The 23,769-nt window shown below is 55.0% G+C and carries 17 protein-coding genes; 9 read left to right on the forward strand and 8 right to left on the reverse strand.

Translation table 11 applies throughout. The features are described from left to right. Positions 1–70: 70 nt before the first annotated feature. Complete coding sequence (locus FY156_26870) at positions 71–2,065, reverse strand: GGDEF domain-containing protein (protein ID UXS05058.1); 1,995 nt, start codon at positions 2,063–2,065, stop codon at positions 71–73. A gap of 317 nt (positions 2,066–2,382) precedes the next feature. Between FY156_26870 and FY156_26875 the strand changes: the two genes are divergently transcribed. The 9 genes from FY156_26875 to FY156_26915 all read left to right on the forward strand — a co-directional run bounded on the left by FY156_26875 (position 2,383) and on the right by FY156_26915 (position 15,229). After that, the gene (locus FY156_26875; protein UXS05265.1) at positions 2,383–3,429 is read left to right on the forward strand and encodes a class I SAM-dependent methyltransferase; all 1,047 of its coding nucleotides are present in this window, start codon (positions 2,383–2,385) and stop codon (positions 3,427–3,429) included. A 173-nt stretch (positions 3,430–3,602) separates the two neighbouring features. Then, complete coding sequence (locus FY156_26880; GenBank protein UXS05059.1) at positions 3,603–4,418, forward strand: (S)-ureidoglycine aminohydrolase; 816 nt, start codon at positions 3,603–3,605, stop codon at positions 4,416–4,418. 138 nt (positions 4,419–4,556) lie between these two features. Continuing rightward, positions 4,557–6,062 (forward strand): sensor domain-containing diguanylate cyclase, encoded by a 1,506-nt coding sequence (locus FY156_26885; GenBank protein UXS05060.1) that lies wholly within the window; start codon positions 4,557–4,559, stop codon positions 6,060–6,062. A gap of 326 nt (positions 6,063–6,388) precedes the next feature. After that, entirely contained in the window at positions 6,389–7,564 is a 1,176-nt protein-coding gene (locus FY156_26890; GenBank protein UXS05061.1) for an efflux RND transporter periplasmic adaptor subunit, read from the forward strand. 14 nt (positions 7,565–7,578) lie between these two features. Then, positions 7,579–10,713, forward strand: a complete 3,135-nt coding sequence (locus FY156_26895) for a multidrug efflux RND transporter permease subunit (GenBank protein UXS05062.1) — start codon at positions 7,579–7,581, stop codon at positions 10,711–10,713. Between the two features lie 115 nt (positions 10,714–10,828). After that, on the forward strand, positions 10,829–11,452 hold the full coding sequence (locus FY156_26900) for a TetR family transcriptional regulator (GenBank protein ID UXS05266.1): 624 nt from the start codon (positions 10,829–10,831) through the stop codon (positions 11,450–11,452). Positions 11,453–11,652: 200 nt separating this feature from the next. Further along, positions 11,653–13,176, forward strand: a complete 1,524-nt coding sequence (locus FY156_26905) for a sugar ABC transporter ATP-binding protein (GenBank protein ID UXS05063.1) — start codon at positions 11,653–11,655, stop codon at positions 13,174–13,176. An 8-nt stretch (positions 13,177–13,184) separates the two neighbouring features. Then, the gene (locus FY156_26910; GenBank protein UXS05064.1) at positions 13,185–14,186 is read left to right on the forward strand and encodes an ABC transporter permease; all 1,002 of its coding nucleotides are present in this window, start codon (positions 13,185–13,187) and stop codon (positions 14,184–14,186) included. An 89-nt stretch (positions 14,187–14,275) separates the two neighbouring features. After that, on the forward strand, positions 14,276–15,229 hold the full coding sequence (locus FY156_26915; GenBank protein ID UXS05065.1) for an ABC transporter substrate-binding protein: 954 nt from the start codon (positions 14,276–14,278) through the stop codon (positions 15,227–15,229). Positions 15,230–15,295: 66 nt separating this feature from the next. Here the strand turns inward: FY156_26915 and FY156_26920 are convergent, their stop codons facing one another. The 7 genes from FY156_26920 to FY156_26950 form a co-directional block, all read right to left on the reverse strand. Then, on the reverse strand, positions 15,296–16,345 hold the full coding sequence (locus FY156_26920; protein UXS05066.1) for a sn-glycerol-3-phosphate import ATP-binding protein UgpC: 1,050 nt from the start codon (positions 16,343–16,345) through the stop codon (positions 15,296–15,298). Continuing rightward, positions 16,345–17,193: a sn-glycerol-3-phosphate ABC transporter permease UgpE gene (gene ugpE / locus FY156_26925; GenBank protein UXS05067.1), complete on the reverse strand. Its 849-nt coding sequence runs from the start codon at positions 17,191–17,193 to the stop codon at positions 16,345–16,347. The genes FY156_26920 and ugpE overlap by 1 nt, the downstream gene beginning before the upstream one ends. Before the next feature lie 9 nt (positions 17,194–17,202). Beyond that, complete coding sequence (gene ugpA, locus FY156_26930; protein ID UXS05068.1) at positions 17,203–18,084, reverse strand: sn-glycerol-3-phosphate ABC transporter permease UgpA; 882 nt, start codon at positions 18,082–18,084, stop codon at positions 17,203–17,205. 66 nt (positions 18,085–18,150) lie between these two features. Further along, entirely contained in the window at positions 18,151–19,446 is a 1,296-nt protein-coding gene (ugpB, locus tag FY156_26935; protein ID UXS05267.1) for a sn-glycerol-3-phosphate ABC transporter substrate-binding protein UgpB, read from the reverse strand. Positions 19,447–19,665: 219 nt separating this feature from the next. Further along, positions 19,666–20,463, reverse strand: a complete 798-nt coding sequence (locus FY156_26940) for an inositol monophosphatase (GenBank protein ID UXS05069.1) — start codon at positions 20,461–20,463, stop codon at positions 19,666–19,668. Positions 20,464–20,483: 20 nt separating this feature from the next. Further along, positions 20,484–21,542 (reverse strand): ABC transporter ATP-binding protein, encoded by a 1,059-nt coding sequence (locus FY156_26945; protein ID UXS05070.1) that lies wholly within the window; start codon positions 21,540–21,542, stop codon positions 20,484–20,486. Beyond that, positions 21,539–23,764, reverse strand: a complete 2,226-nt coding sequence (locus FY156_26950; protein UXS05071.1) for an iron ABC transporter permease — start codon at positions 23,762–23,764, stop codon at positions 21,539–21,541. Before FY156_26950 ends, FY156_26945 begins: the two co-directional genes overlap by 4 nt. Between the last annotated feature and the right edge of the window lie 5 nt (positions 23,765–23,769).

The raw sequence follows: 23,769 nt of genomic DNA on the forward strand, positions 1-23,769 counted from the left end.
AATTAAAGTGAGATTGTCTCGAAACAGGAATGTCTCTCGAGATCCCGCCGGAATTGGTGAGCGGCGACAGTCACGCCGGTCTCACAAGTCCGGTGGGTCTGGCGTAACGGCGCCGCTCTGCACGGAACTGCTCCAAGGGCTCAGGTCGTCCAATGAAATAGCCCTGTGCATAATCGATTTGGAGAGCACGTGACAATGCGAGTTGTTCGCGCGTCTCGACGCCCTCGATAAGGATCTTGTGACCGCGATTGCGGACAAGTCTTATCATGTCCTGAAGCATCGCTCTTCCGCGAGGGGTCTCGCTGTCGTGCAGGAACGAGCGGTCGATCTTGACCGTGTCAAAGTCGGTGATGCGCAACCAGGAAAGTCCTGCAAATCCGGTTCCGAAGTCATCGAGCCAGATATTGATACCGAGTGTTTTCAGGTCGCTGATGCACCGCAGGACATCTGAATGCATCTCCATTTCCAGGCCCTCGGTGATTTCGAAGGCGAGGCGCGAACCAGATATTCCTGCCTCGACAAGGATGGCAGCGACAGATGTCGCAAAACCGGGATTCTTGAGCTGCATTGGTGAAACGTTGACGCTGATCACGCGCACGTTGTCATCCGTCAAAATCTGACGGCAGACGGTGCGGATCGTCCAGAGGCCGAGGTCGTTGATGATGCCGGTCCGCTCAGCGATCGGGATGAACAAGCTTGGTGGAATGGGAGTGCCGTCAAGCAAGCGCAAGCGCATCAAGGCCTCGGCGCCCTCGATTTCGTTCGTCCGCATGTTCTGGATCGGCTGATAGACAAGTGAGACAAGGTTCTCGTTAATCGCGATTTTGAGGAGCGCGGCGATGTTTTCCGTCTCGTCGCTCGTTTGAGGGTCATTCGGATCGAACAGCTTCATGCAGTTTCGACCATTCGCCTTGGCAATATAGAGAGCCCTGTCAGCCTCGTTGATCACCTTTTCAAGTTTGGCATCCGGGTTTTTGCGTGTGAAGGACGCGCCAATGCTGACAGTGACGACGAACGTGCCGTCCCTGCGCTGCTCATGCTCAAGTGAGAGGTCTTCGACTGTGTGGCGAATGATCTCCGCAAGTTCGCCGACCTGCTGCCTGGACTTGAACGGGACGAGAACGATGAATTCCTCACCCCCGTAACGCCCGATTGATGCGCCGAAATCGGCGATCGCATCCTGCAACGCATTTGCAACCGTGATCAAGCAGCGGTCGCCTTCCTGATGGCCGTAGCAATCGTTGTATTTCTTGAAGAAGTCGACATCGATGAGAAGGACAGCAAAACCCTCTGACTTTTTACCCCAGTTTTCCCAAAGAAGTCGTAGGCGCTGATCGACGGCGCGCCGGTTTTCAAGTCCGGTGAGGGAGTCCGTGTGGGAAAGCCTAAGGAGGGCCAGTCCCCGTTCCTCAGCTGCTTTCTGCTGGGCCTTTGCTTCCTGGGCATTGAGGAAGACATGATACCGTTCGCGGTTCAGGTTCCAGTTCACATAGGAGGTGAAGACAAAACAGGAAATGTAGAACGTACCGAATGCGACCTTGTAGAATATGTCCTCAGGAAAGAGGGTCAGTGCCAGAAAATAAGTAAAAAGGATAATGCCGGACGATATCAGGGAAAGAAAGAAGCGGAAACTGAAGAACAGGTTGGCGCCCATCATGAAGATTGCGCCGAACACCATGTAATAAGACATGTTTTCGACGTATTCCGTCAAAAGGGCGGGTACTAGCCAGCAAATGTAACCCATGATCAACGCCGCGGCGCAGGTCAGGTCGAGTGAGGCAGTCTTTGCCTTTCGCCGAAATTGTATTTCAAGGGTTGCCAGTGACGCTGCGCCGACAAGCATACGCGAGACGAACGTGTATATAGTTACGTCGGGGATCAGAATGGCATCGGTGACGACAAAAAGAATATAGACAACAACGGCGATCCAGAGACCCTGGCGAATAGAGCCTCGACGCGTTCTTTCGCCTTCTTGCTGGTATAGAGCAAGAAGTTCCTCGTACAGTTGTCCATCAACCTGTCGATGGCTCTGTAAGCCTGTCACATCTCCGTAGTTGTGCTTCATGCACGTTCCCATGTTGTTTTAGTAAAACTGTGGGCTGGCGCCTCTATCTTCCACTTTCCCGTGTATTTTAGCAGGCGTCTTGAATGCCTCCCAGTTCCTCCCATGGGTATGATCACTCAATGAGCGGCAAACGCAACATACGGTCGCCGCATTAAGTTTTGCTAAATTTTGAAGGTGCATTTTGGCACAGTTCGACTGTGACCAAAATGGCACGATCAGGGCCAAACAAATTCGTACTATGTGTAAAAGTTGAAAGCGAGTGGCCTTCGCTGTCCCAGAAACGTATGGTTAACAATGCGTTAACGCTGGAGGCTCATGTGAAGCAGATAAAGAAAAGAAATCTGGACGGCCAAAGTCTCATTACCCCTGATACTGTCGCAAAAGAAATTTTCTCGAGCAGAACGGAATCATTCGACGACAACTTTATTGTCGCAAAAGCAGAAATTGCCCTCATTCTCGAAATGGTACAGCAGAAAATCGGCAAGGGTCTTCCCCCGCAGGAGGTAATACATTTCACTGCGGGTGCGCTACATGGCTTGCGCGACAAAATCCACTCAAGCGTGTGGGCCGAACTCATTCCGCTCGTTCAGAATCACGCCATTTCTGACTATTTTCTCGAAGATCCCTTCACCCGCTGGTCATTTGAAAAACCGAGAGGTTACTCCGGGGATGCCCAGCTTCTCGATTTCATCTACGGCCATGAGAGTGTGGCCGGCCTGGTCCGCAATGCCTCGCCGGTTGGGGCTGCTCTTTATGACTACACCAAGGACGCGAGTTCTTCGGTTGCGGTGCGTGAGCGACGCGATCTTCTGACACGCTTCGTTGACGAGGCTGCCAAGCGGCATGCAGGGGATGCCGAAATCCTTACCATCGCATCGGGGCATCTACGCGAGGCGAATAACTCGACAGCGCTCAAGGAAAAGCGGATCAAGCGGTGGGTGGCGCTCGATCAGGATCCCATCAGCGTTGGATCCGTGATGCGTGATTTCCACGGCACCTGCATTGAGGCGATTGATGGATCTGTCCGGGATATTGTGTTGCGCTCACAAGAACTCGGTACGTTCGACTTCATCTACGCCGCTGGGCTCTACGACTACCTTAACGACAAGGTCGCCATCAAGCTGACGAAACGGTGCATGGAGATGCTCAAGCCGGGCGGGATGTTCCTGTTCGCCAATTTCTCCGAGGATATTGTTGTTGATGGATATATGGAGACCTTCATGAACTGGGCGCTTCTGCTTCGTTCGAAGGCGGATATGTGGAAGATCGTCAACGAAAGCGCTGAGCCGTCGTCGGTTGAGGCGGACGTTTTCTTTGGTGAGAACCACAACATCGTTTACGCGACGATCCGCAAGAAAGACTGATCGAAAGATGCATCAGATAGCGGGCGAGGGGGAGCGCCTGCATTTGCATTTCCATCCTTTGGCCGGCGGCAACTGGGGCCGCTTACGGCCTCGTTCAGTCGATATTGTCGTTGCCTAATGGTCACGCCGCGCATAAGGGTTTTGCAACAACATTTGGGGAATGGAACGAAAGCATGAGCAAATACTATTCGGAAATGGGTGGCTTGCCAGGGCAGAGCGAACTGCTCTCGAGCAAGGCTGTCTTCAAAACGGCTTATGCCGTTATTCCGAAAACTGTGATGTCCGATATTGTGACGAGCGTGTTGCCTCACTGGACGGAAACGCGTGCCTGGATCATCGCAAGGCCGATGACCGGATTTTCGGAAACTTTTGCGCAGTACATTGTCGAGGTCTCGCCAGGCGGCGGCAGTGAGCGGCCTGAGCCCGATCAGCGCGCTGAGGCAGCGATCTTTGTCGTGGACGGCGAGATGACAATCGAATTTGATGGCAAGACGCACGCACTCCGCGCCGGGTCGTTTGCATTCTTGCCTGCAGGTTCGAGCTGGAAGCTTCACAACGGTGGGAGCGTTGCTGCAAAATTCCACTGGGTGCGCAAGGCATTCCAGGCTGTAGACGGGATCGAACCGCCACCAGCAATCTTCTCTCATGAAGAAGATCACACCATGGCTGCAATGCCGGACACGGACGGAAAGTGGGCGACAACGCGCTTTATCGATCCATCCGACGTTCGGTACGACATGCACCTTAATATCGTAACCTTCGAACCTGGTGCGACCATTCCTTTCATGGAGACGCATGTCATGGAGCACGGCCTCTATGTGCTGGAGGGCAAGGCAGTCTATCGTCTGAATGAAGACTGGGTGGAGGTGCAGGCAGGAGACTTCATGTGGCTACGCGCCTACTGCCCGCAGGCTTGTTACGCGGGCGGACCCGGCAGGTTCCGTTATTTGCTTTACAAGGACGTCAATCGTCACGTTAAACTCTGGTGACGGACGTTGCCGACCAATGCCAACTGGGCGGTTGCGCGCAGTTGGTGACGGTCATGAATTGGATTGGCGCGAAGTCTTTGCTTGCCCATCAAGACGAACGGCAGTGGGGCGTCGACGTGAGAAAGAAGATTGCATCGGATGAGTGAGACAAGCGATACCAATGTCTTCAATCTCGCGCCTGTAGCGATGTGGATCGAGGATTTCAGCGACGTAAAACAGCAATTCGACCGCTGGCGCGCAGAAGGTGTCGAAGACCTACGCGGTTTCCTGCTTGAGGATAAATCGCGGGTGGCGACTTGCTCCCAGAAAATTCGGGTTTTGGACGTCAATCCGAGAACACTCGAGCTTTTCGAAGCAAACGATCAGCAGCACCTTATTGATAACCTCCACCGGATTTTCCGCGACGACATGCTTGAAAGCCATGTCAACGAGCTTTCCGAGCTCTGGGACGGGAAGTCAGAATTCACCAGTAATGCGGTCAACTATTCCATCGGCGGCAAACGGCTCGATATCCAGCTGAAGGCGACGGTCGTTCCGGGGCACGAGGAGACGCTCGCCCGTCTCCTGTTGACCACGGAAGACGTGACGGAGCGTGAAGAAGCCCGACGTCGGGAGCGGTTCAACCGTCATTATGCGGAGGGTCTTTTCCAGCACTCGCCCGTATCTCTGTGGGTGGAGGATTTCAGTCGGATCAAACGCCTTATCGATGAAGTGCGTGATCGTGGCATCGTCGATTTCCGCGTGTTCATGGATGTCCATCCGGAATTCGTCCGCCAGTGCATGAGCGAGATCAGGGTGATTGATGTAAATCAGGCGACGCTTGACCTATTTTGCGCTCCGGATCGCCAGGTACTTCTACAGCGACTTAGCGATATCTTCCGTGACGAGATGGAAAAACCATTCCGCGAGCAGCTGATGGAGCTCTGGAACGGGAACCTCAATCATCATCGCGAGGTGGTGAACTACGCGCTTGATGGTTCGATGAGGAACGTGCTGCTGCATTTCTCCGTGTTTCCGGGGCACGAACACGATTGGTCGCTTGTTCAGGTTGCCTTGACGGATATCACAGCCCGCAAGAAGGCAGAGGCTTACCTTGAATATCTCGGCAAGCATGACGTGCTGACCAAACTCCATAACCGGGCATTTTATTCAGAGGAGCTCAACCGGCTTGAGCGAAATTCGCTTCGCCCGGTCTCTGCCATCGTTATCGATCTGAATGGCTTGAAGGACGCCAACGATAGTCTTGGGCACGATGCAGGAGACTCGCTTCTCCGTCGCGTCGGCGAGGTCCTGAACGGTGTGGCAAAAGCCCCAAACCATGCGGCGCGCATTGGTGGGGATGAATTCGCAATCCTCTTGCCCGGAGCCGATAAACAGGTCGCAGCATCGGTCGTGGATACGATCAACGAACTCCTGAAAATCAACAACCAGTTTTATTCCAGTGCGCCTCTCAGTATCTCGTTGGGTGTGGCGACCAGCGAGGCAGGTGAAGCAATGGAATCGCTCGTTCGGCGTGCCGACATCAGCATGTACGAACAGAAGAAGGCCTATTATGCTGCGGCACGGGCGCGCCTCGCCGCTGAGCCATCAGATGAGGTCAAACAGCCGATCGTCACAGAGCGGAACTTGTCTCTGAAGCGGTAGCCTTTACCGCATCCCACGAGTAGTGCTGTGAGGCGTTTCACTCTTCTTGGTTCCCAGGAAACGCGAATTTTCCTGAATTTATTCCGTTAATTTCCAACGCGTTCTTGCGATTGTCTCAATTTCGGGTGGCCCGGTCAGGCGTGCTCGCTTTACCTTGCGTCAATTTCAAAGCGCCCTTTTCATACCTTGGATGACAGGAGGGCTCTCACTGACTTTCACAAGGCTGTGAGAGTTCTGTTGCACTGCGAAAGGTCAATTGTTAAATTTTACATACGTGTTAGAATGTATGTAACTATTTGTGTATTTTTTTGAATTCGGAGCGAATGATGGCGAAGAGAATGGGGCAGGTTTTCGCGGTGCTTTTGGCGGGCGTGGCGCTGGCGGGGTGCAGCGAGGAGACGGCGTCTGCCCCAGGTGCGCCGCCGCCAGGCGTCGTCAAGGTAGTGACGGCACATCAAGAAGAGCTCCCGATCACAAACGACTTGCCGGGTCGCATCGCGCCGACCAGGCTCGCCGAGGTCCGGCCACGCGTTTCGGGAATTATCGTCGAGCGCGTCTTCGAGCAGGGCTCGCTGGTGAAGCAAGGTGATGTCCTCTACAAGATCGATCCGGCTCCGTTCCAGGTTCGAGTCGATAGTGCAGAAGCCACTCTCAGACGCGCACAGGCTGCGCAGCTACAGGCGCGCCAAACCTCTGACCGACAGCAGCAGTTGCGGCGTTCGAACGTCGCCTCCCAGCAGGAGTTCGACAACGCGATCGCCATGCTTGCACAGGCGGACGCCGAGGTTGCTGTCGCTGAGGCTGGCGTTGCCGAGGCAAGGCTCAATCTTCAATATGCCAATGTAACTGCACCGATTTCCGGCCGCATTGGAAGGGCGCTCATTACGGAAGGGGCGCTGGTCAGTGCCACCGGATCCGAAAATCTTGCGACCATCCAGCAGCTTGATCCGATCTATGCGGACTTTACCCAACCTGCGGCTGACCTCATCCGGTTGCGTAAGGCACTCCAGGATGGACAGCTGATGACCGGGCCAAATGAAGCCGAGGTCAATCTCCTTTTCGATAACGGAAGCCGTTATCCCGTCGCAGGCCGGCTTTTGTTTTCTGAGGCCGCCGTCGACGAAACTACGGGGCAGGTAACCTTGCGCGGCGAATTCCCCAATCCTCACGGTGACCTCCTTCCTGGCATGTATGTTCGTGTGCAGATCCAGCAGGGCATCCAGAAAGCGGCAATCGCCGTTCCACAGCAAGCTGTGCAACGCGATGCAGGTGGGCAGGCAAGCGTGCTTGTCGTTAACGCCGAAGACACTGTCGAGCAGCGTCGCGTCAGCGTGGATCGCGCCGTCGGTGATCGCTGGGTTATTTCCGAAGGCATCACCACCGGCGATCGGGTTGTTGCAGAAGGTTTCCAGAAAACGGCGCCAGGCGCCAAGGTCAAGCCGGAGCCATGGACAGATGCCGTTGAGGCAAATGCAGGTTCCGCTGCCCCGGCCACGAACTAACAAGGACTGGCCAAATGGCACGCTTTTTTATTGACCGCCCGATTTTCGCATGGGTCGTCGCGATTTTCATCATGTTGGCGGGTCTGCTTGCGATCCCCATGCTGCCGATCGCCCAGTATCCAAACGTGGCGCCGCCGCAGATCTCGGTATCAACGACCTATCCTGGTGCGTCGCCGGAGGATATTTACCTCAGCGTTACGCGTCCGATCGAAGAAGAGTTGAACGGTGTTCCTGGTCTCATCTATTTCGAGTCGACCTCGGAATCGTCCGGCCGTATTTCGATCAACGTCACCTTCGCGCCGGGGACCAATATCGGCGAGGCGCAGGTTGAGGTTCAAAACCGTATTGCTCGTGTTGAACCACGCCTTCCGCAAGCTGTGACGCAACAAGGTATGCGCGTCGAACAGGCCGGCACGTCGTTCCTGATGATGGTGGCGCTCACCTCCGTTGACGGAAACACGGATGCTATCGGCCTGGGTGATTACCTCAGCCGCAATGTCGTCGGAGAAATCCGTCGCGTGCCAGGTGTCGGCAGCGCGCAGCTGTTCGCGACCCAGCGGTCCATGCGTATCTGGATGGACCCGGACAAGATGCTGGGGCTCAAACTGACGTCAGCCGATGTCATCGGTGCTATCCAAGCGCAGAATTCCCAGGTCGCGGCCGGCCGTATCGGTGCGTCACCCAACCCGGTCGGCCAGCAGATATCGGCGACAGTGAATGTTCAAGGGCAGCTTACATCGCCTGAAGCGTTCGGATCGATCGTGCTTCGTGCCAATCCGGATGGGTCATCTGTTCGCTTAAGAGACGTAGCGCGCGTAGAAGTCGGTGGCGAAAGCTACAACTTCTCCAGCCGCTTGAATGGAAAACCAAGCGCGGCGATTGGTGTCCAGCTTTCTCCTACCGGCAATGCATTGCAGACGTCCGAGGGCGTACGGGCAACGATGGAGGAGCTGTCGCAATATTTCCCGCCGGGCATCGAGTTTGAAATTCCCTACGATACGAGCCCATTCGTAAAGGTATCGATCGAGAAGGTGATTCACACGCTGATCGAGGCGATGATTCTCGTCTTCGTGGTGATGTTCCTGTTCCTCCAGAACATTCGCTACACGATCATTCCGACATTGGTCGTTCCCGTCGCTTTGCTCGGGACCTGCGCGATCATGTACGTCTCTGGATTTTCGATTAACGTGCTGACGATGTTTGCCATGGTGCTTGCCATCGGCATCCTTGTCGATGACGCCATCGTTGTGGTGGAAAATGTCGAACGCATCATGGCGGAAGAACACCTTTCGCCGAAGGAAGCGACGCGGAAAGCGATGGGGCAGATATCCGGTGCCATCATCGGGATCACGCTGGTTCTGACAGCGGTATTCGTGCCAATGGCATTCTTCCCGGGAGCCGTGGGGATCATCTATCAACAGTTCAGCCTGACGATGGTGGTATCTATCCTGTTTTCAGGTTTCCTCGCGCTTTCGCTCACACCAGCACTTTGCGCCACCTTCCTCAAACCAATCACCGGCGGACATCACGAAAAGCGCGGGTTCTTTGGCTGGTTCAACCGTGGATTTGACAAAGCATCTCATCGCTACTCGTCTTCTGTCAGTGCAATCATCAAGCGCTCCGGTCGCTTCATGATCATTTACGTCGCGCTTTTGGCCGGGCTTGGCTGGGCGTTTTTGCAATTGCCGAAGTCGTTCCTGCCGAACGAGGACCAGGGTTATCTCATTGTCGACGTTCAGGCGCCGGCCGAAGCAAGCAGTGAACGTACTCTCCAGACCATCCAGCAGATCGAGAAGATCTTCATGGAAGAGCCAGCTGTAGAGCGTGTAATTGCCGTGACCGGGTTCTCGTTCTCCGGCTCCGGTCAGAACGCCGGTCTTGCCTTCGCAACGCTGAAGGACTGGAGTGAGCGTGGACCTGAGGACTCCGCCGCTGCCATCTCTGCTCGCGTCAATGGCAAGCTCTGGGGTCTGCCTGATGCAATGTCGTTTGCCCTTTCGCCGCCACCAATCCAGGGGCTTGGCAATTCAAGCGGCTTCACGTTCCGCTTGCAGGATCGGTCGGGCGCAGGCCAAACGGCGCTGAGTGCCGCTGGCGGTCAGCTGATGGCGGCCGCGCGCCAAAGTCCCGTCCTTGCCGGATTGCGTATTGAGGGGATGCCTGACGCAGCGCAGGTCAACCTCATCATCGATCGTGAGAAGGCCAACACATTCGGCGTGACCTTCAGTGACATCAATGCCACCATTTCCGCAAACATGGGGTCATCCTATGTCAATGACTTCCCGAATGCAGGCCGTATGCAACGGGTGACCGTACAGGCCGAGCAGGGCCAGCGCATGAAGACCGCGGATCTGTTGAACCTCAACGTCCGCAATGCCAACGGCGGAATGGTTCCTATGGCGTCCTTTGCGTCTGTCGAGTGGGTGCGTGGGCCGTCGCAGGTCGTCGGCTATAACGGTTATCCCTCGATCCGTATCAGCGGACAGGCAGCGCCAGGCTTCTCGTCTGGTGATGCAATCGCCGAGATGGAGCGACTTGCCAAGGAATTGCCGACAGGTTTCGGCTTCGAGTGGACCGGGCAGTCCTTGCAGGAAATTCAGTCCGGATCTCAGGCGCCAGCTCTGATCGGGCTCAGTGTCCTCTTCGTGTTCCTGCTGCTTGCGGCCCTCTACGAAAGCTGGACTATCCCGTTATCCGTCATGCTTGTCGTTCCTCTCGGGGTTATTGGATCGGTCGCGGCTGTGATGCTGAGGGGCATGTCTAACGATGTGTACTTCATGGTGGGTCTCATCGCGATCATCGGCCTCTCGGCGAAGAACGCGATCCTTATCATCGAATTCGCCAAGGATCTCCGCGCAGAGGGTAAGTCTATCTATGATGCGACGGTAGAGGCAGCGCACCTGCGCTTCCGTCCCATCCTTATGACTTCGCTCGCCTTCTCGCTTGGTGTGTTGCCGATGGCAATTGCATCGGGTGCCAGTGCTGCCAGCCAGAACGCGATCGGTACGGGCGTCTTGGGCGGTATGATCTCAGCGACTGTTCTTGCCATCTTCTTTGTTCCGGCATTCTTCGTGTTCATCATGAAGATTTTCGGCGGGAAACAAAAAGACAGCCAGATTACTGCTGACGCGCCATCTCCGGCGGAATAGAACTTAAGGGTTGCGGAGATAAACAGGACAGGACATTGGCGGTGCGATTACACCAATGTCCAACAAGAAGTACGGCGCGCATACGCGCCGTGCTTTTGATGAGGGAGGCGTCACGATGCGACGAACCAAAGCAGAAGCAGAAGAGACCCGTCAGGCGATCCTTGCTGCTGCCGAACTGGTATTCTTCAAAAAAGGTGTGGCGAACAGTTCGCTTGATGAGGTTGCTGCGGCGGCCGGCGTAACACGCGGTGCGATTTACTGGCATTTTTCCAGCAAGGTCGACCTTTTCCTTGGGCTTTACGAATCGGTTTCGTTACCGGAGGCTGATCTCCTAGATCTAGGCGATCCCGATTTGAGCGGCAGCGATCTGTTCGCGCGGCTGGAGCAGGCGTGCTGCAGCTGGCTGGCACTCCTCTCACGTGATGAACAACGCCAGCGCATCATGACGATCACCCTGCGGACAAATTATTCGGACGAATTCGCACCCGTCCTGCGTGCTCAGGAAGAATTGGACAGCCGCCACAAGTCGCTCCTGAAGTCAGTGTTCGAAAGGCTTGAGTTAGCAGGCGCTTTCAATGAAAACTGGACCGCGACATCCGCCTTCGGGGCAATCTACTGGCTCATCAAAGGTATGTGCTCTGACTGGTTGTTGTTCGGAAAGCGCTTTGATTTAGCACAAGAAGGCGCCGTGGCCGTTAACCGCCTCCTGACGAGCTTCAAACGCTACCCCACGGCTTGATCAGCTCTCTACATACGATGTCGATGGACAATACTGTTCAAATTTAAGTGTATCCGAATAGATGTACGAAATTTGCTTTACGTACCTCAAATCGGGCGCTAGCTTCATTTTCGAGCTTTGGGAGGAGTTCGATAATGATCAAAAATTTTCGGTTGGAAATAGTGTCGACGCCTGTCTGTTGTCTGGACGGGTGACGCTCCATGGTATCAACGGGTGTTCAGTCCGTACCGCCAGTGGTTGAAACTGCGGGTCTGTCGAAGTCATTTGGCCCTGTCCAGGTTTTAAGAGAAATTAGTCTTGAAGTTCGCGCTGGCGAGGTTCACGCCATTATCGGCGAAAATGGCGCAGGCAAATCAACACTGATGAAGCTCCTGGCAGGCAATGAAAAGCCGAGCTCAGGGGAGATTAGAATAGATGGCATTCCTGTTTCGTTTACTGGACCGGTCGACGCGGAAGAACGTGGTATCGTTCTCGTCCATCAGGAAATCCTGCTCGCACCAGATTTGACAGTCGCTCAGAACATTTACCTTGGACGGGAACTCGTAAAAGGCCCTGTCGTCGATGACCGTGCAATGCGGGCGGGTGCTCGCGATGCTGTTAGCGGATTGGGTGGTCAGATCGATCCCGACGCGCTAGTCGGTAGCCTCTCGATCGCCCAGCGGCAACTGGTCCAGATTGCCCGCGTTTTGCTTGTTCCCCACCGCGTTGTAATTTTCGATGAGCCAACCGCAAGTCTGACGCCGGTTGAGACAGATGCACTCCTAAATGTCATTCGTGAAATCAGGGCAAAGGGTGTCGCAGTCCTCTATATTTCGCATCGTCTGCCCGAGGTGAAAGAGATTGCCGATCGCGTGACCGTGCTTCGCGATGGTAAGCTTGTTGCTTCGCACTCGGCCCTTGATTTGGAACCGGCTGATATGGCGAGGCTGATGGTCGGCCGGGATGTCGCGAAGCTTTATCCGGACCGGATCGCAGCCGAAGAGCAGCAAGCCGTGCTGGAGGCGGTCGATTTTGCCGTGCCAGGATTTGTGAGTTCGGCCTCCTTCAAGCTGCACAAAGGCGAGATTTTAGGGTTTGCCGGTCTTGTCGGAGCGGGCAGAACCGAACTGATGGAAGGGGTTCTTGGACTTCGACCGGGCCGTGGCGCGGTTCGACACCTGGGCAAACCCGCGCATTTTACCAGTGCCAGGGATAGTCTCGCAGCCGGCATCGTCTACCTCAGTGAGGATCGAAAGGGGAAGGGACTGCTGCTCGGCAAGGATCTCCGGATCAACCTCACACTCGCGTCGCTCAAACGGTTCAGCAGTTTCTTGCGGATCGATAAAACGCGCGAAAATGCTGCGCTCGACAATGCAGTGCGGGATTTTGACATTAGAACGGGCCGTAAAGACCTGCTCGCTGGTCAGCTATCGGGCGGAAACCAGCAAAAACTGCTCCTGGCCAAGATGATGTTACTCGATCCTTCGATTGTCATCATCGATGAACCAACGAGGGGCATCGATATTGGCACCAAGGAACAGATTTATCGCTTCATCGCAGAACTTGCGGAGGAGGGACGATCAATCATCGTTGTTTCATCGGAAATGCCTGAACTGATCGGCATATGCGACCGTATTCTTGTCATGCGATCAGGACGGATAGCTGGAGAAGTCAGCGGCGATAGAATGACCGAGAACGAGATTGTCGCGCTGGCGACCGGCGTTCATAGCGATAAGGTTGCTTGAGGGGGAAAATGACCGAGGCTGCAATCGAAAAAGGCAAGACGCCCAAAACATCGAAAGACTGGGACCTGCGAGCTGTTGCACCATTCGTTGCACTGGCTCTGCTGCTGGTGCTCGGCACCATCGCCAATCCCAATTTCATCGGTATAGACAATCTTCTTAACGTTGTGACCAGAAGCGCGTTCATCGCCATCATCGCGCTTGGTGCGACCTATGTCATCACGTCAGGAGGACTTGACCTTTCAGTCGGTGCGATGGTTGCATTTGTCGCAAGTCTGATGATCCTGTTTATGAACAGTGGAGCCATTGCCAATCCGTTGATGATGCTCATTGCGGCAATGCTGCTTGCCATCGCCATTGGAGCCGCGTGCGGGTTGGTGAATGGCCTCATTACCACTGTTGGGCGAATAGAGCCGTTCATCGCGACGCTCGGCACGATGGGAATATACCGCGGCTTGACGACCTGGTTGTCGCAGGGTGGTGCGATCACCCTGCGCAATCCGGAAATCCAGACCTTATACCGGCCGGTTTATTTCGGGAGCTTCGCCGGAATACCCGTGCCAATAATCGTCATTTTCGTCACCGCGGCGATTGCGGCCTTCGTGCTTTATCGTACCCGTTACGGCAGACATCTTATCGCTGTCGGTTCGAGTGAGGATGTCGCGCGTTATTCTGGCATTTCGGTCGCGCGCGTGCGGACTGTCGCCTATGTCGTTCAGGGGCTCTGCGTGGCAATTGCTGTCCTGCTTTACGTGCCGCGCCTTGCCTCGACCTCTGCCACGACGGGTATGCTTTGGGAGTTGCAGGCCATCACCGCAGTCGTCGTTGGCGGAACTGCGCTCAGAGGCGGTGTCGGCCGCATATGGGGAACGATCTGCGGCGCCTTTATCCTGGAGATCGTCGGGAACATCATGATCCTGTCGAACTTCGTCAGCGAGTATCTGATCGGAGCCATTCAGGGTGCGATAATCATCATAGCCATGCTGGTGCAACGCTCTTTGAGCCGTCGGTGATGTGAGCCGTACCAAAAAATACAACCGTGCAGTTCTGGGGCAGGCGCGGTGCGTAGAGGAGGAATGCCCTGATCTTCGGAGGAGAGAGAATGCGTAGAAAATTCATTGGTGTGGCTTTTGCTGCGCTCGCCGTGGCGTTCACCGGAGCGGCCCAGGCCCAGGACAAGAAGGTCACCATTGGTGTTTCGATACCTGCAGCCGACCACGGTTGGACGGCTGGCGTTGTTTATCATGCAGAGCGTGTCGCAAAACTTCTGATGGCCGAACATCCGGGTTTAAACGTCATCGTCAAAACGTCGCCAGACGCTGCAAACCAGGCAAACGCGCTGCAGGATCTTGCTGTGCAAGGACTTGATGCACTGGTCGTCCTGCCTTCAGATCCTGATCCGCTTGTGAATGCCATCAAGGAAATCAAGGACAAGGGCACATTTGTTGCCCTGGTGGATCGGGCACCAAGCGTGAACGACAACTCCATCCGTGACCTTTACGTCGCCGGTAATAACCCGGCACTCGGCCAGGTCGCGGGCGAATATATCAAGAAGACCACGCCTGATGCAGAAGTGGTTGTTATTCGCGGATTGCCGATCCCGATCGATCAACAACGCCAGGATGGCTTTGACAAGGGTATTGCGGGATCAAACGTGAAGGTCTTGGATCGCCAGTATGGCAACTGGAACCGTGATGATGCTTTCCGCGTGATGCAGGATTACCTCACCAAGTATCCGAAGATCGACGTCGTATGGTGCCAGGACGACGACATGGCTGTTGGTGTGCTGCAGGCAATTGAGCAGGCAAAACGCACGGATATCCAGTACGTGGTGGCCGGTGCAGGCTCCAAGGATATGATCAAGAAGGTCATGGATGGCGATAAGCTGATCCCTGTCGACGTTCTCTATCCGCCGGCAATGGTTGCGACGGCGATGGAGCTCACAGCAGGTCATTTCTACGACCAGGTTCCTGTCAGTGGCGAGTACATCCTGGACGCAACCTTGATCACCAAGGACAATGCCGAGCAGTTCTATTTCCCGGACTCTCCTTTCTGAAAACGCTCGGATCCGCGCCAACGAAAACGCCCGCTTCCCGCGGGCGTTTTTATAGCTACAGCTTTGTTAGAGACGCGTGCCGCTTCGATCAAACAGATGAAAGTCTTTCATCTGTGCTGCAATCGTAACCGTCTCCCCAATCCGGATCTGTGATCTGCCGGGAACACGGAAAACAATCGTGACGCCGTCAGAAAAAGATGCGTGCACGTAGCTCTCTGCGCCGACCAGTTCGACGGCATCGACGCTGACCGTCGCAGTCAGGCCCGGGTCGTCAATACTTCCCGCGAGCGTGATGTCCTCAGGTCTGATGCCGAGCGTTGCGGCTTCACCAGAGAGGGTCACGGTGTCGGAAAGTGACCAACTCCCGTTCGAAGATCTGCTGCAGTCCAGCAAGTTCATCGAAGGCGAACCGATAAATGTCGCGACAAACGTTGTCGCCGGTTTTTCGTACAATTCGATCGGCGTACCAATTTGTTCAATGCGACCGGCATTCAAAACCACAAGCCGGTCTGCCAGCGTCATGGCCTCCATCTGATCGTGGGTGACGTAAACGCTTGTGGTCGCCAGTGAGCGCTGGAGGCGTCTGATTTCGACGCGCATCTGTACGCGCAGTTTCGCATCGAGGTTAGACAGTGGCTCATCGAAAAGAAATGCAGCCGGTTTTCGCACGATGGCGCGCCCCATGGCTACGCGCTGGCGCTGCCCGCCGGACAATTGCCGCGGTTTTCGATCGAGAAATTGCTCGATCTCAAGTGCCTTTGCGGCTTCCGCAATGCGGCGATCTATTTCGTCTTTTGGGGTGTTCCGGTTCTTCAAGCCATAAGCAAGGTTCTGCCGCACCGTCATGTGCGGATAAAGCGCGTAGTTCTGAAAAACCATGGCTATATCGCGGTCAGATGGTTCAAGGTCATTCACCACCCGACCGTCAATCATGATCTGGCCACCTGATATACTCTCAAGTCCGGCGATCATGCGCAGCAAGGTTGATTTGCCACAGCCGGACGGCCCGACGAGAACAATCATCTCACCATCGTCGATTTCCATCGAGACGCCTTTGATCGCGTCGATATTGCTTCCATAAACCTTGCGGACATCTCTCAGCGCAATTTTAGCCATTATTTTTCGGTCTCCACGAGGCCTTTGACGAACCAGCGCTGCATCAGCACTACGACAATGATTGGGGGGATGATGGCAAGGATTGCTGTCACCATGACATAGTTCCACGGCGTCGACGCGTCGGTGAAATCCACCATACGTTTGAGACCGATAATGATGGTGTTCATCTTCGCATCGTTTGTGACGAGGAGTGGCCACAGATATTGTGTCCATCCGTAGATGAACAGGATCACGAACAGTGCTGCGATGTTCGTCTTCGATAATGGCAGCAGGATATCGCGCATGAACCGGAAGGGACCGGCGTTGTCTATTCGTGCAGCTTCAACCATCTCACCTGGAATGGTCAGGAAAAACTGGCGGAAGAGGAAGGTCGCGGTCGCCGACGCCATCAGCGGCAATGTCAGCCCAGCATAGGTGTCAATCAGACCGAGATCGACGATCACCTTGTAGGTCGGCAGAATACGCACTTCGACCGGAAGCATGAGGGTTATGAAGATCATCCAGAAAAATCCCATGCGAAACGGGAACCGGAAGAACACGATGGCGAATGCCGATAGGAAGGAAATCACGATTTTGCCAACTGCAATCGCGACTGCAACGACAAAACTATTGAAGAGAAGGCGTTCCAGGCTTACGCCGACCACCCTTTCGACGCCCCCGGCCATCGCATCGCTATAGTTCTCTCCAAGCTGATCGCCAGGCAGAAGCGACATTGGCGGGCGAATGATATCGGACGACGACATCGATGAAGCGACAAAGGTGTAATAGATTGGAAACGCAACGATCAGGATGCCAATAACAAGCATCAGATGGGCGATCATGCGCGCTATAGGTCGATTTTCGATCATGTGATGTCCTCAGCCGTAGTGCACGCGCTTTTCAACGAAGCGGAACTGGAATGCAGTCAGGGCAATGACGATCACCATCAATATGACAGACTGCGCAGCGGAAGAACCGAGGTTCAGGTTCACGAAACCATCATTATAGACTTTGTAGACGAGAGTTTCCGTTGCCTTCGCGGGACCTCCTCCCGTGACTGCGTGAATGATGCCGAAGGTGTCGAAAAAAGCATAGACGGTGTTGACGACAAGAAGGAAGAATGTCGTGGGTGCAAGAAGGGGAAAGACGATCGTCCAGAAGCGCCTGGTACCACGAGCACCATCGATTGAGGCGGCCTCAAGTAATGACTTAGGAATTGCTTGTAACCCAGCGACAAAGAACAAGAAATTGTAACTTATTTGCTTCCATGCGGCAGCAACGACGACGAGCAGCATTGCCTGATTTCCATCCAGCAGCGGATCCCAGACAATCCCGTTGCGTCGAAGGATGTAGGAAAACGTGCCCATGGCAGGGTTGAACATGAAAAGCCACAACATGCCTGCAACGGCAGGTGCCACGGCATAGGGCATGATCAGCATCGTACGGTAGAGGCCCCTGCCACGAACGACACGGTCAGCAGCCGTTGCGAGCAAAAGGGCAAAGCCCATAGATACGAATGCAGTCAAGGCACTGAATATAACAGTCACCTGTAGCGAATTAAGATAGCTGCTGTCAGAGAGAACGGCGGAGAAATTGGCGAACCCGACAAAATTGCTACTGAGGCCAAATGCGTCTTCACGCATGGTCGACTGGTAAAGAGCCTGGCTCGCCGGCCAGAAGAAAAAGATTACTGTGAGGATGATCTGTGGAGCGACCAACAGATAGGGCAGAATCTTGTTCGGGAAGACTACGCTTTGCAAGGTGATCTCCTGATGAGGTGAAACGCCGCCCGCACCTGTCAGGAGCGGGCGGATGTGGAGATCAGATCAGTTGCCTGCAGCTTGCTTGATAGCCGCGTCTCCACGTTCGACGATCTTGTCGAGCGCTGCCTTGGCATCCTGTTTACCGGCCAGCATCGCCTCGAACTCTTCGTTCATGATGTCACGGACCTGCGGCAGGTTCACGAGACGTACACCCTTGGAGTTCTCTGTCGGCGGATTGCCCATCATCTGCAAAAGCGGGGTCTCACGGGCAGGATTTTTATCGTAGAAACCGGACTTCTTGGTTTCCTCGTATGCGGCAATCGTCACAGGCATGTAGCCGGAGACCTGATGCAGACGTGCCTGGATCTTCGTCTGGGACAGGAAATGGAAGAACTCGGCAACGCCCTTGTATTCGGCGTCACTTCGGCCTGCAAAGACCCAGAGGCTTGCGCCACCTGGAATGGTATTTTGCGGACCATGCCCTTCATAGTAGGGAAGTTGTCCGATACCGTAGTTCATGCCTGTCTTGATGATATCACCGAGACCACCCGACGATTCTGTCAGGATCCCGCATTCGCCGGACATGAAGAGCTGTTTTGCTTCGGATGTGCGCCCACCATATCGGAAGGTTCCATCCTTCGCGAGATCGGCAATTGCCTGGAAATGCTCGACGAAGAGAGGCGCGTTCACCGCGAGTTTAACATCCGTTCCGCCGAGCCCGTTTTCATTGCTGCCATAGGAAACATTGTTCCAGGCCGCAAAGTTTTCGGTCTGGATCCATGTGAGCCACGTCGAGGTGAAACCGCATTGAGAGGCGCCACTGCTCTTGATCTTTTTCGCAGCCTCAAAAACCTCCGGCCAAGTTTTTGGTGGTTTAGCGGGATCAAGGCCAGCTTTTTCGAAGGTGTCCTTGTTGTAATAGAGGATCGGTGAAGAGGAATTGTAGGGGAAGGACAGCATCGTGCCGTCAGGCTTGGAATAATAGGCGACGATGCCAGCCAGATATTCGTCCTTGTTGAACGTGTACCCACCTTCCTTCAGTACGTCGGCAACTGGCTTGATTGCGCCCGCAGCCCCCATCATCACGCCCGAACCGGCATCGAAAACCTGAATGATGGCTGGGGGCTGTTTAGCGCGGAACGCTGCGATGCCAGCATTCAGCGTCTCAGGATATGTTCCCTTGAAAACCGGCATGACTTTGTAGTCCTGCTGGCTCTCGTTAAATTCTTTGGCCAATGCGTCGACGACTTCGTTGTTGGCGCCGGTCATGGCGTGCCACCATTGAATTTCAGTGGCAGCGAATGCGCTTGACGCGATAAAAAACGAAAGCGCGGATGCCGCAGCCAGGCGGCAGCTCATTTTTTTCAAGGTGATTCCTCCCGTTTCGAAAACCATAAAAGATACAGTTATTTACCGCAGTTGATCCTCCTCGATCAGGCTGCGGCCTGTCCTTCTGTGTTAACCGTTTGATTAAAAGCGAACTCCAACAGAAATGCAACAGAAAGCAGAACGATTGAAACGAAAGTGCTGGAGCGAAGAGCCTCCGTCATTCTTTCGCAAGCAGGCGTCATTGCGAGCTCATAGTCCGGCGATCCGAGAAAGATCGTCTTTCGCGCCGGGTGCGGCTGCAATGACCGGTGCACCTCTTGTCAGCCGGTCGCCATCGGTTGGGAAGGTGTGGAACCATCCACCGGCCTCGCGCACCAGGCAGAAACCGGCCATGCAGTCCCAAGCGTGCATGTAGGGTTCGTAATAGCCAACAAGCCGGCCAGCTGCGACATAGGCCAGCATCAATGCACCTGAGCCATTGCGGATAAAGTTTCCACCGGCCTCCAGAAGGTTTTCGACGATGCGAGCGACGAAGGCGGGGGTGACGTGATTGTTGGCGCCAATGCCAGTGACCGAGTTCCGGATATTGCGCGACGGGTCAAGCCTGAGGGTTTTGCCGTTCAAAGTTGCTCCCATGCCGAACGCACTCGCATAGAGTTCGTCGTGGCAAGGCGCCGAGATGACACCGATCACCGGTTCATTGTCGAAAAGCACCGCTATGGAAACGCACCAGTTCGGCATTCCGTTGACGAAAGGGCTGGTCCCGTCGATCGGGTCGACGACCCAGGTGTATCCGGAAACGCCTTGCGTGAGCCCGTATTCTTCCCCTAGGAACCCGTCTTCCGGAAAGTGGAGGCGTACTCCCTCCTTTATTCGTTCTTCAACGGTCCTGTCCGCCACAGAAACGACATCCTGCAGATCGCGTTTTGTCTCGATGACAAGGTTTTCACGGTTGCGGAAATACTCGAGCGCCAGCTTACCGGCTTCGTCCGCTACTTCCTTCGCGAGACTAAATCTTGGTTCGAGGTGAGCCTTTGCAATAGACATTTTTCAAATCATCCGTCTGATTACTGTTCGAAAATAAGCGCGATGCCATGTGGCTTGAGGCCAATGGCGACCGTTGTTGCCGGGGCGAGGGGGCGTTCGACTTCGGAATCAACAACGAAAAGCTTTCCGCTCGCTGTTTCAACCTCGTACTCGATGTGATCGCCAAGATAGGCCGCATGAGTGACATGCCCAGTAAAATCACCCTTGCCTTCAAACAGGGTCACGGCGTTGGGTCTGACGGCAAGGCGCGCCGGCCCGGTTCTGGCGCGACGGCTCGGAACACGGTGGATCAGGTCCTGGATACGGATGATCGCGCTATCGCCATCGACGTCCTGGACGTTGCAATCGACGACGTTTGCCTCCCCCATGAAGTCGGCAATGAACGCCGACGCGGGCGCCTCGTAGAGGTCTCGCGGACTTCCTGCCTGTGCAATGTTGCCGTCCTTCATCACGATAATCTTGTCGGATACGGCAAGCGCTTCTTCCTGGTCGTGCGTGACGTAGACTGCAGTGAATTGCAGGCGCTGTTGCAGGTCACGAATTTCCTTGCGTACACGCCTTCTCAGACGCGCATCGAGGTTGGACAAAGGTTCGTCAAGGAGAAGGACCTGTGGCTCGAGCACAAGAGCGCGAGCGACCGCAACGCGCTGTTGTTGGCCACCAGACAATTCCGCAGGAAGCCGGCTCCCCATGCCTGCGAGACCGACGAGCTCCAAGCCGTGTTCAGCTTTCTGCCGCGCTTGTGTTTTCGGCAGCCCCGACGAAACCAGTCCGTATGCGACGTTCTCCAGTGACGACATGTGTGGAAACAAGGCATAGGACTGGAAGACCATGGAGACGTCGCGCTCATTGGCGGGCAGCATTGTGACGTCCTTGCCGCCGATTATGATCTTGCCAGCGGTTGGATGTTCAAGCCCCGCAAGCAGCCGTAACGTGGTGGTTTTACCACAACCAGAGGGACCAAGCAGCGTCACCAACGTTCCTGGTTCAATGGTCAATGACAGATCGTGGATGGCGGTAAAGGCACCGAACTGCTTTTTGACATTCTGGAAGGTTACCGAGCCGGGGCGATTGTTCATGCCGTTTTCTCCAGAGTTTCCGATTGAGCAGACGAAATGCCCGCCACACGATTTTCGCGTCGCAAGCGACGTTCGCCGACGACGAGCTGAAAGCCGGTGATGACGACGATCATCACGACGATGAGCATTGAGGAATATGCGATTGCCACACCATATTCGCCGTTCTCGACAAGTCCGACGATGTAGGATGTCGCCATGTTGTATTGCGCGCTAACAAGGAAGATGACTGCGCTGATCGACGTTATGGCGCGGACAAAGGAGTAGACGAGGGCTGCTGTGATCGCGGGTCGCAGCAGCGGCAGGATAACGTGTCGGATGGTCCGGAAGCTGTTGGCACGCAGGGTCATAGAGGCCTCATCGAGGCTCTTGTCCAGTTGAGACATGGCCGCGATACCGCCGCGTACGCCAACCGGCATGTTGCGGAACACAAAGCAGGCAATCAGGATCAAAGCCGTGCCGGTCATTTCCAATGGCGGCAAGTTGAAGGCCATGATGTAGCTGATGCCGATCACAGTGCCCGGAATGGCGAAGCTCATCATCAGTGCGAACTCGAACAGCTCGCGACCCGCAAATTTCTGTCGCACGATGATATAGGCGGTCGCAAGACCGACCGCTGCGGTCAGGGGCGCCGCAATTAGCGAAATCTCCATTGTCGTCCAGAACGAGTTCCAGGCCACGCCAGTCCAGGCGACGCCGCCATCTACAACCGAGAAGGAAAAAGCGCGCCGGTAATGATCAAGGGTAAGTGAATTGTCGAGGCCCCAGGTTTTGACGAAGCCACCAAACGCAATCATTCCATAGACGACAGCCGTGAACGCCATCCAGGGAATGACGATGACATGAACGAGAATAGAGACCGGCTTTGGCAAGGCTGCATGCTGACCGGAATCTCCTTTTCCGGTCACCGTTGCAAAGTTCTTCCCGGCTAGCCAGAAGCGCTGGGCGATGAAAGCCGTGAGCGTAAAGCACAAAAGGATCATAGCGAGGACTGCGGCGCGCGATGGATCATTTTGTGAGCCGACGACCGCAAAGAAAATCTCGGTTGAGAGGACGCCGTGGCTGCCGCCGAGGACCAGTGGGTTTCCAAAGTCAGCCATGCTTTCGATGAAACCGATCAGAAAGGCATTGGCAAGGCCAGGCTTCATCAGAGGCAGCGACACTGCCCAGAAGGTACGCCAGCGCCCGGCCCGTAGCGTTTGTGAGGCTTCCTCCATCGAAGGACTAACGCCCTCGACAACTCCGATGAGGACTAGAAACGAGATCGGTGTAAACGAGAGCACCTGGGCAATCCAGATACCGGTGAGACCGTAAAGCCATCGGCTTGGCTCAATCCCGAAGAGATCAGAAAGTGTGATGGTGACGATGCCCGCTCGGCCGAAGAGGAGGGTCAGGGCAAGGCCGATGACGAATGGTGGCGTGATGATCGGCAGAACAGTTAGAAGCCGTAGCCCCTTCTTGAACCGAAAGCGGGTTCTGGTCGCAACCAGGGCAAACGCAAGACCAAGCAATGTCGACGCGCTGGCGGTCATGATCGCAAGAACGAGGGTACGCCAGGCAACACCACAACGCGATCCATCGGTGATGCAGCCTAGGCTCCAGATTGAGCCGTCAGTGACGTTGCGAAAAAAACCATCGGAATTGAAGGAGCCATCAAAATCTTGGAAGCCGCCAACGAACATGCTGCCGATCGGATAGAAAACGAAAACCACGACGAGGAAAATAAGGACCGAGATTGTCGCAACGATGAAGGCGTCGCCCTTCATCGCGCCACGTTCAGCGAGACCAAATGAAAAAATAAGGACATAGGAGATTGCAGCGAGTACGGCGCCGGCGCCCATTGATGGCTGGCCGTCAGAGATCTGGCCAAAAAGCGTTTCAGCGATCGTCCAGTTCCAACCGGTGATGCCAATCGCAAGCCCCTGCAAAGCAAGAAAAAACAGACCGAGCAATCCAGACCAGCACAGGAGCCGGGCACGCAGCGTCGGATCGTTGATAAAGCGTGCAGCACATGAGGCGAGGAAGAGGGTAAGATTGAAGGCGAGCCACAATTTGCCGTGCAGGAAGACCTGCAGCAGTGCCGGTGATGCGGATGGCGCCAGAGGATAATCTGCAACCCATCGGAAGGCATAAAACCCACTCTCGATGCGATACCATGGCAGCAGGAGAAATGCCGCGAGCCCAAGCCAGAGCGTGAAGTCCAGTCGCCGGTTGCGGTAATCCATATTGC

It is taken from the genome of Agrobacterium tumefaciens, assembly GCA_025559845.1.
Lineage (GTDB): Bacteria > Pseudomonadota > Alphaproteobacteria > Rhizobiales > Rhizobiaceae > Agrobacterium.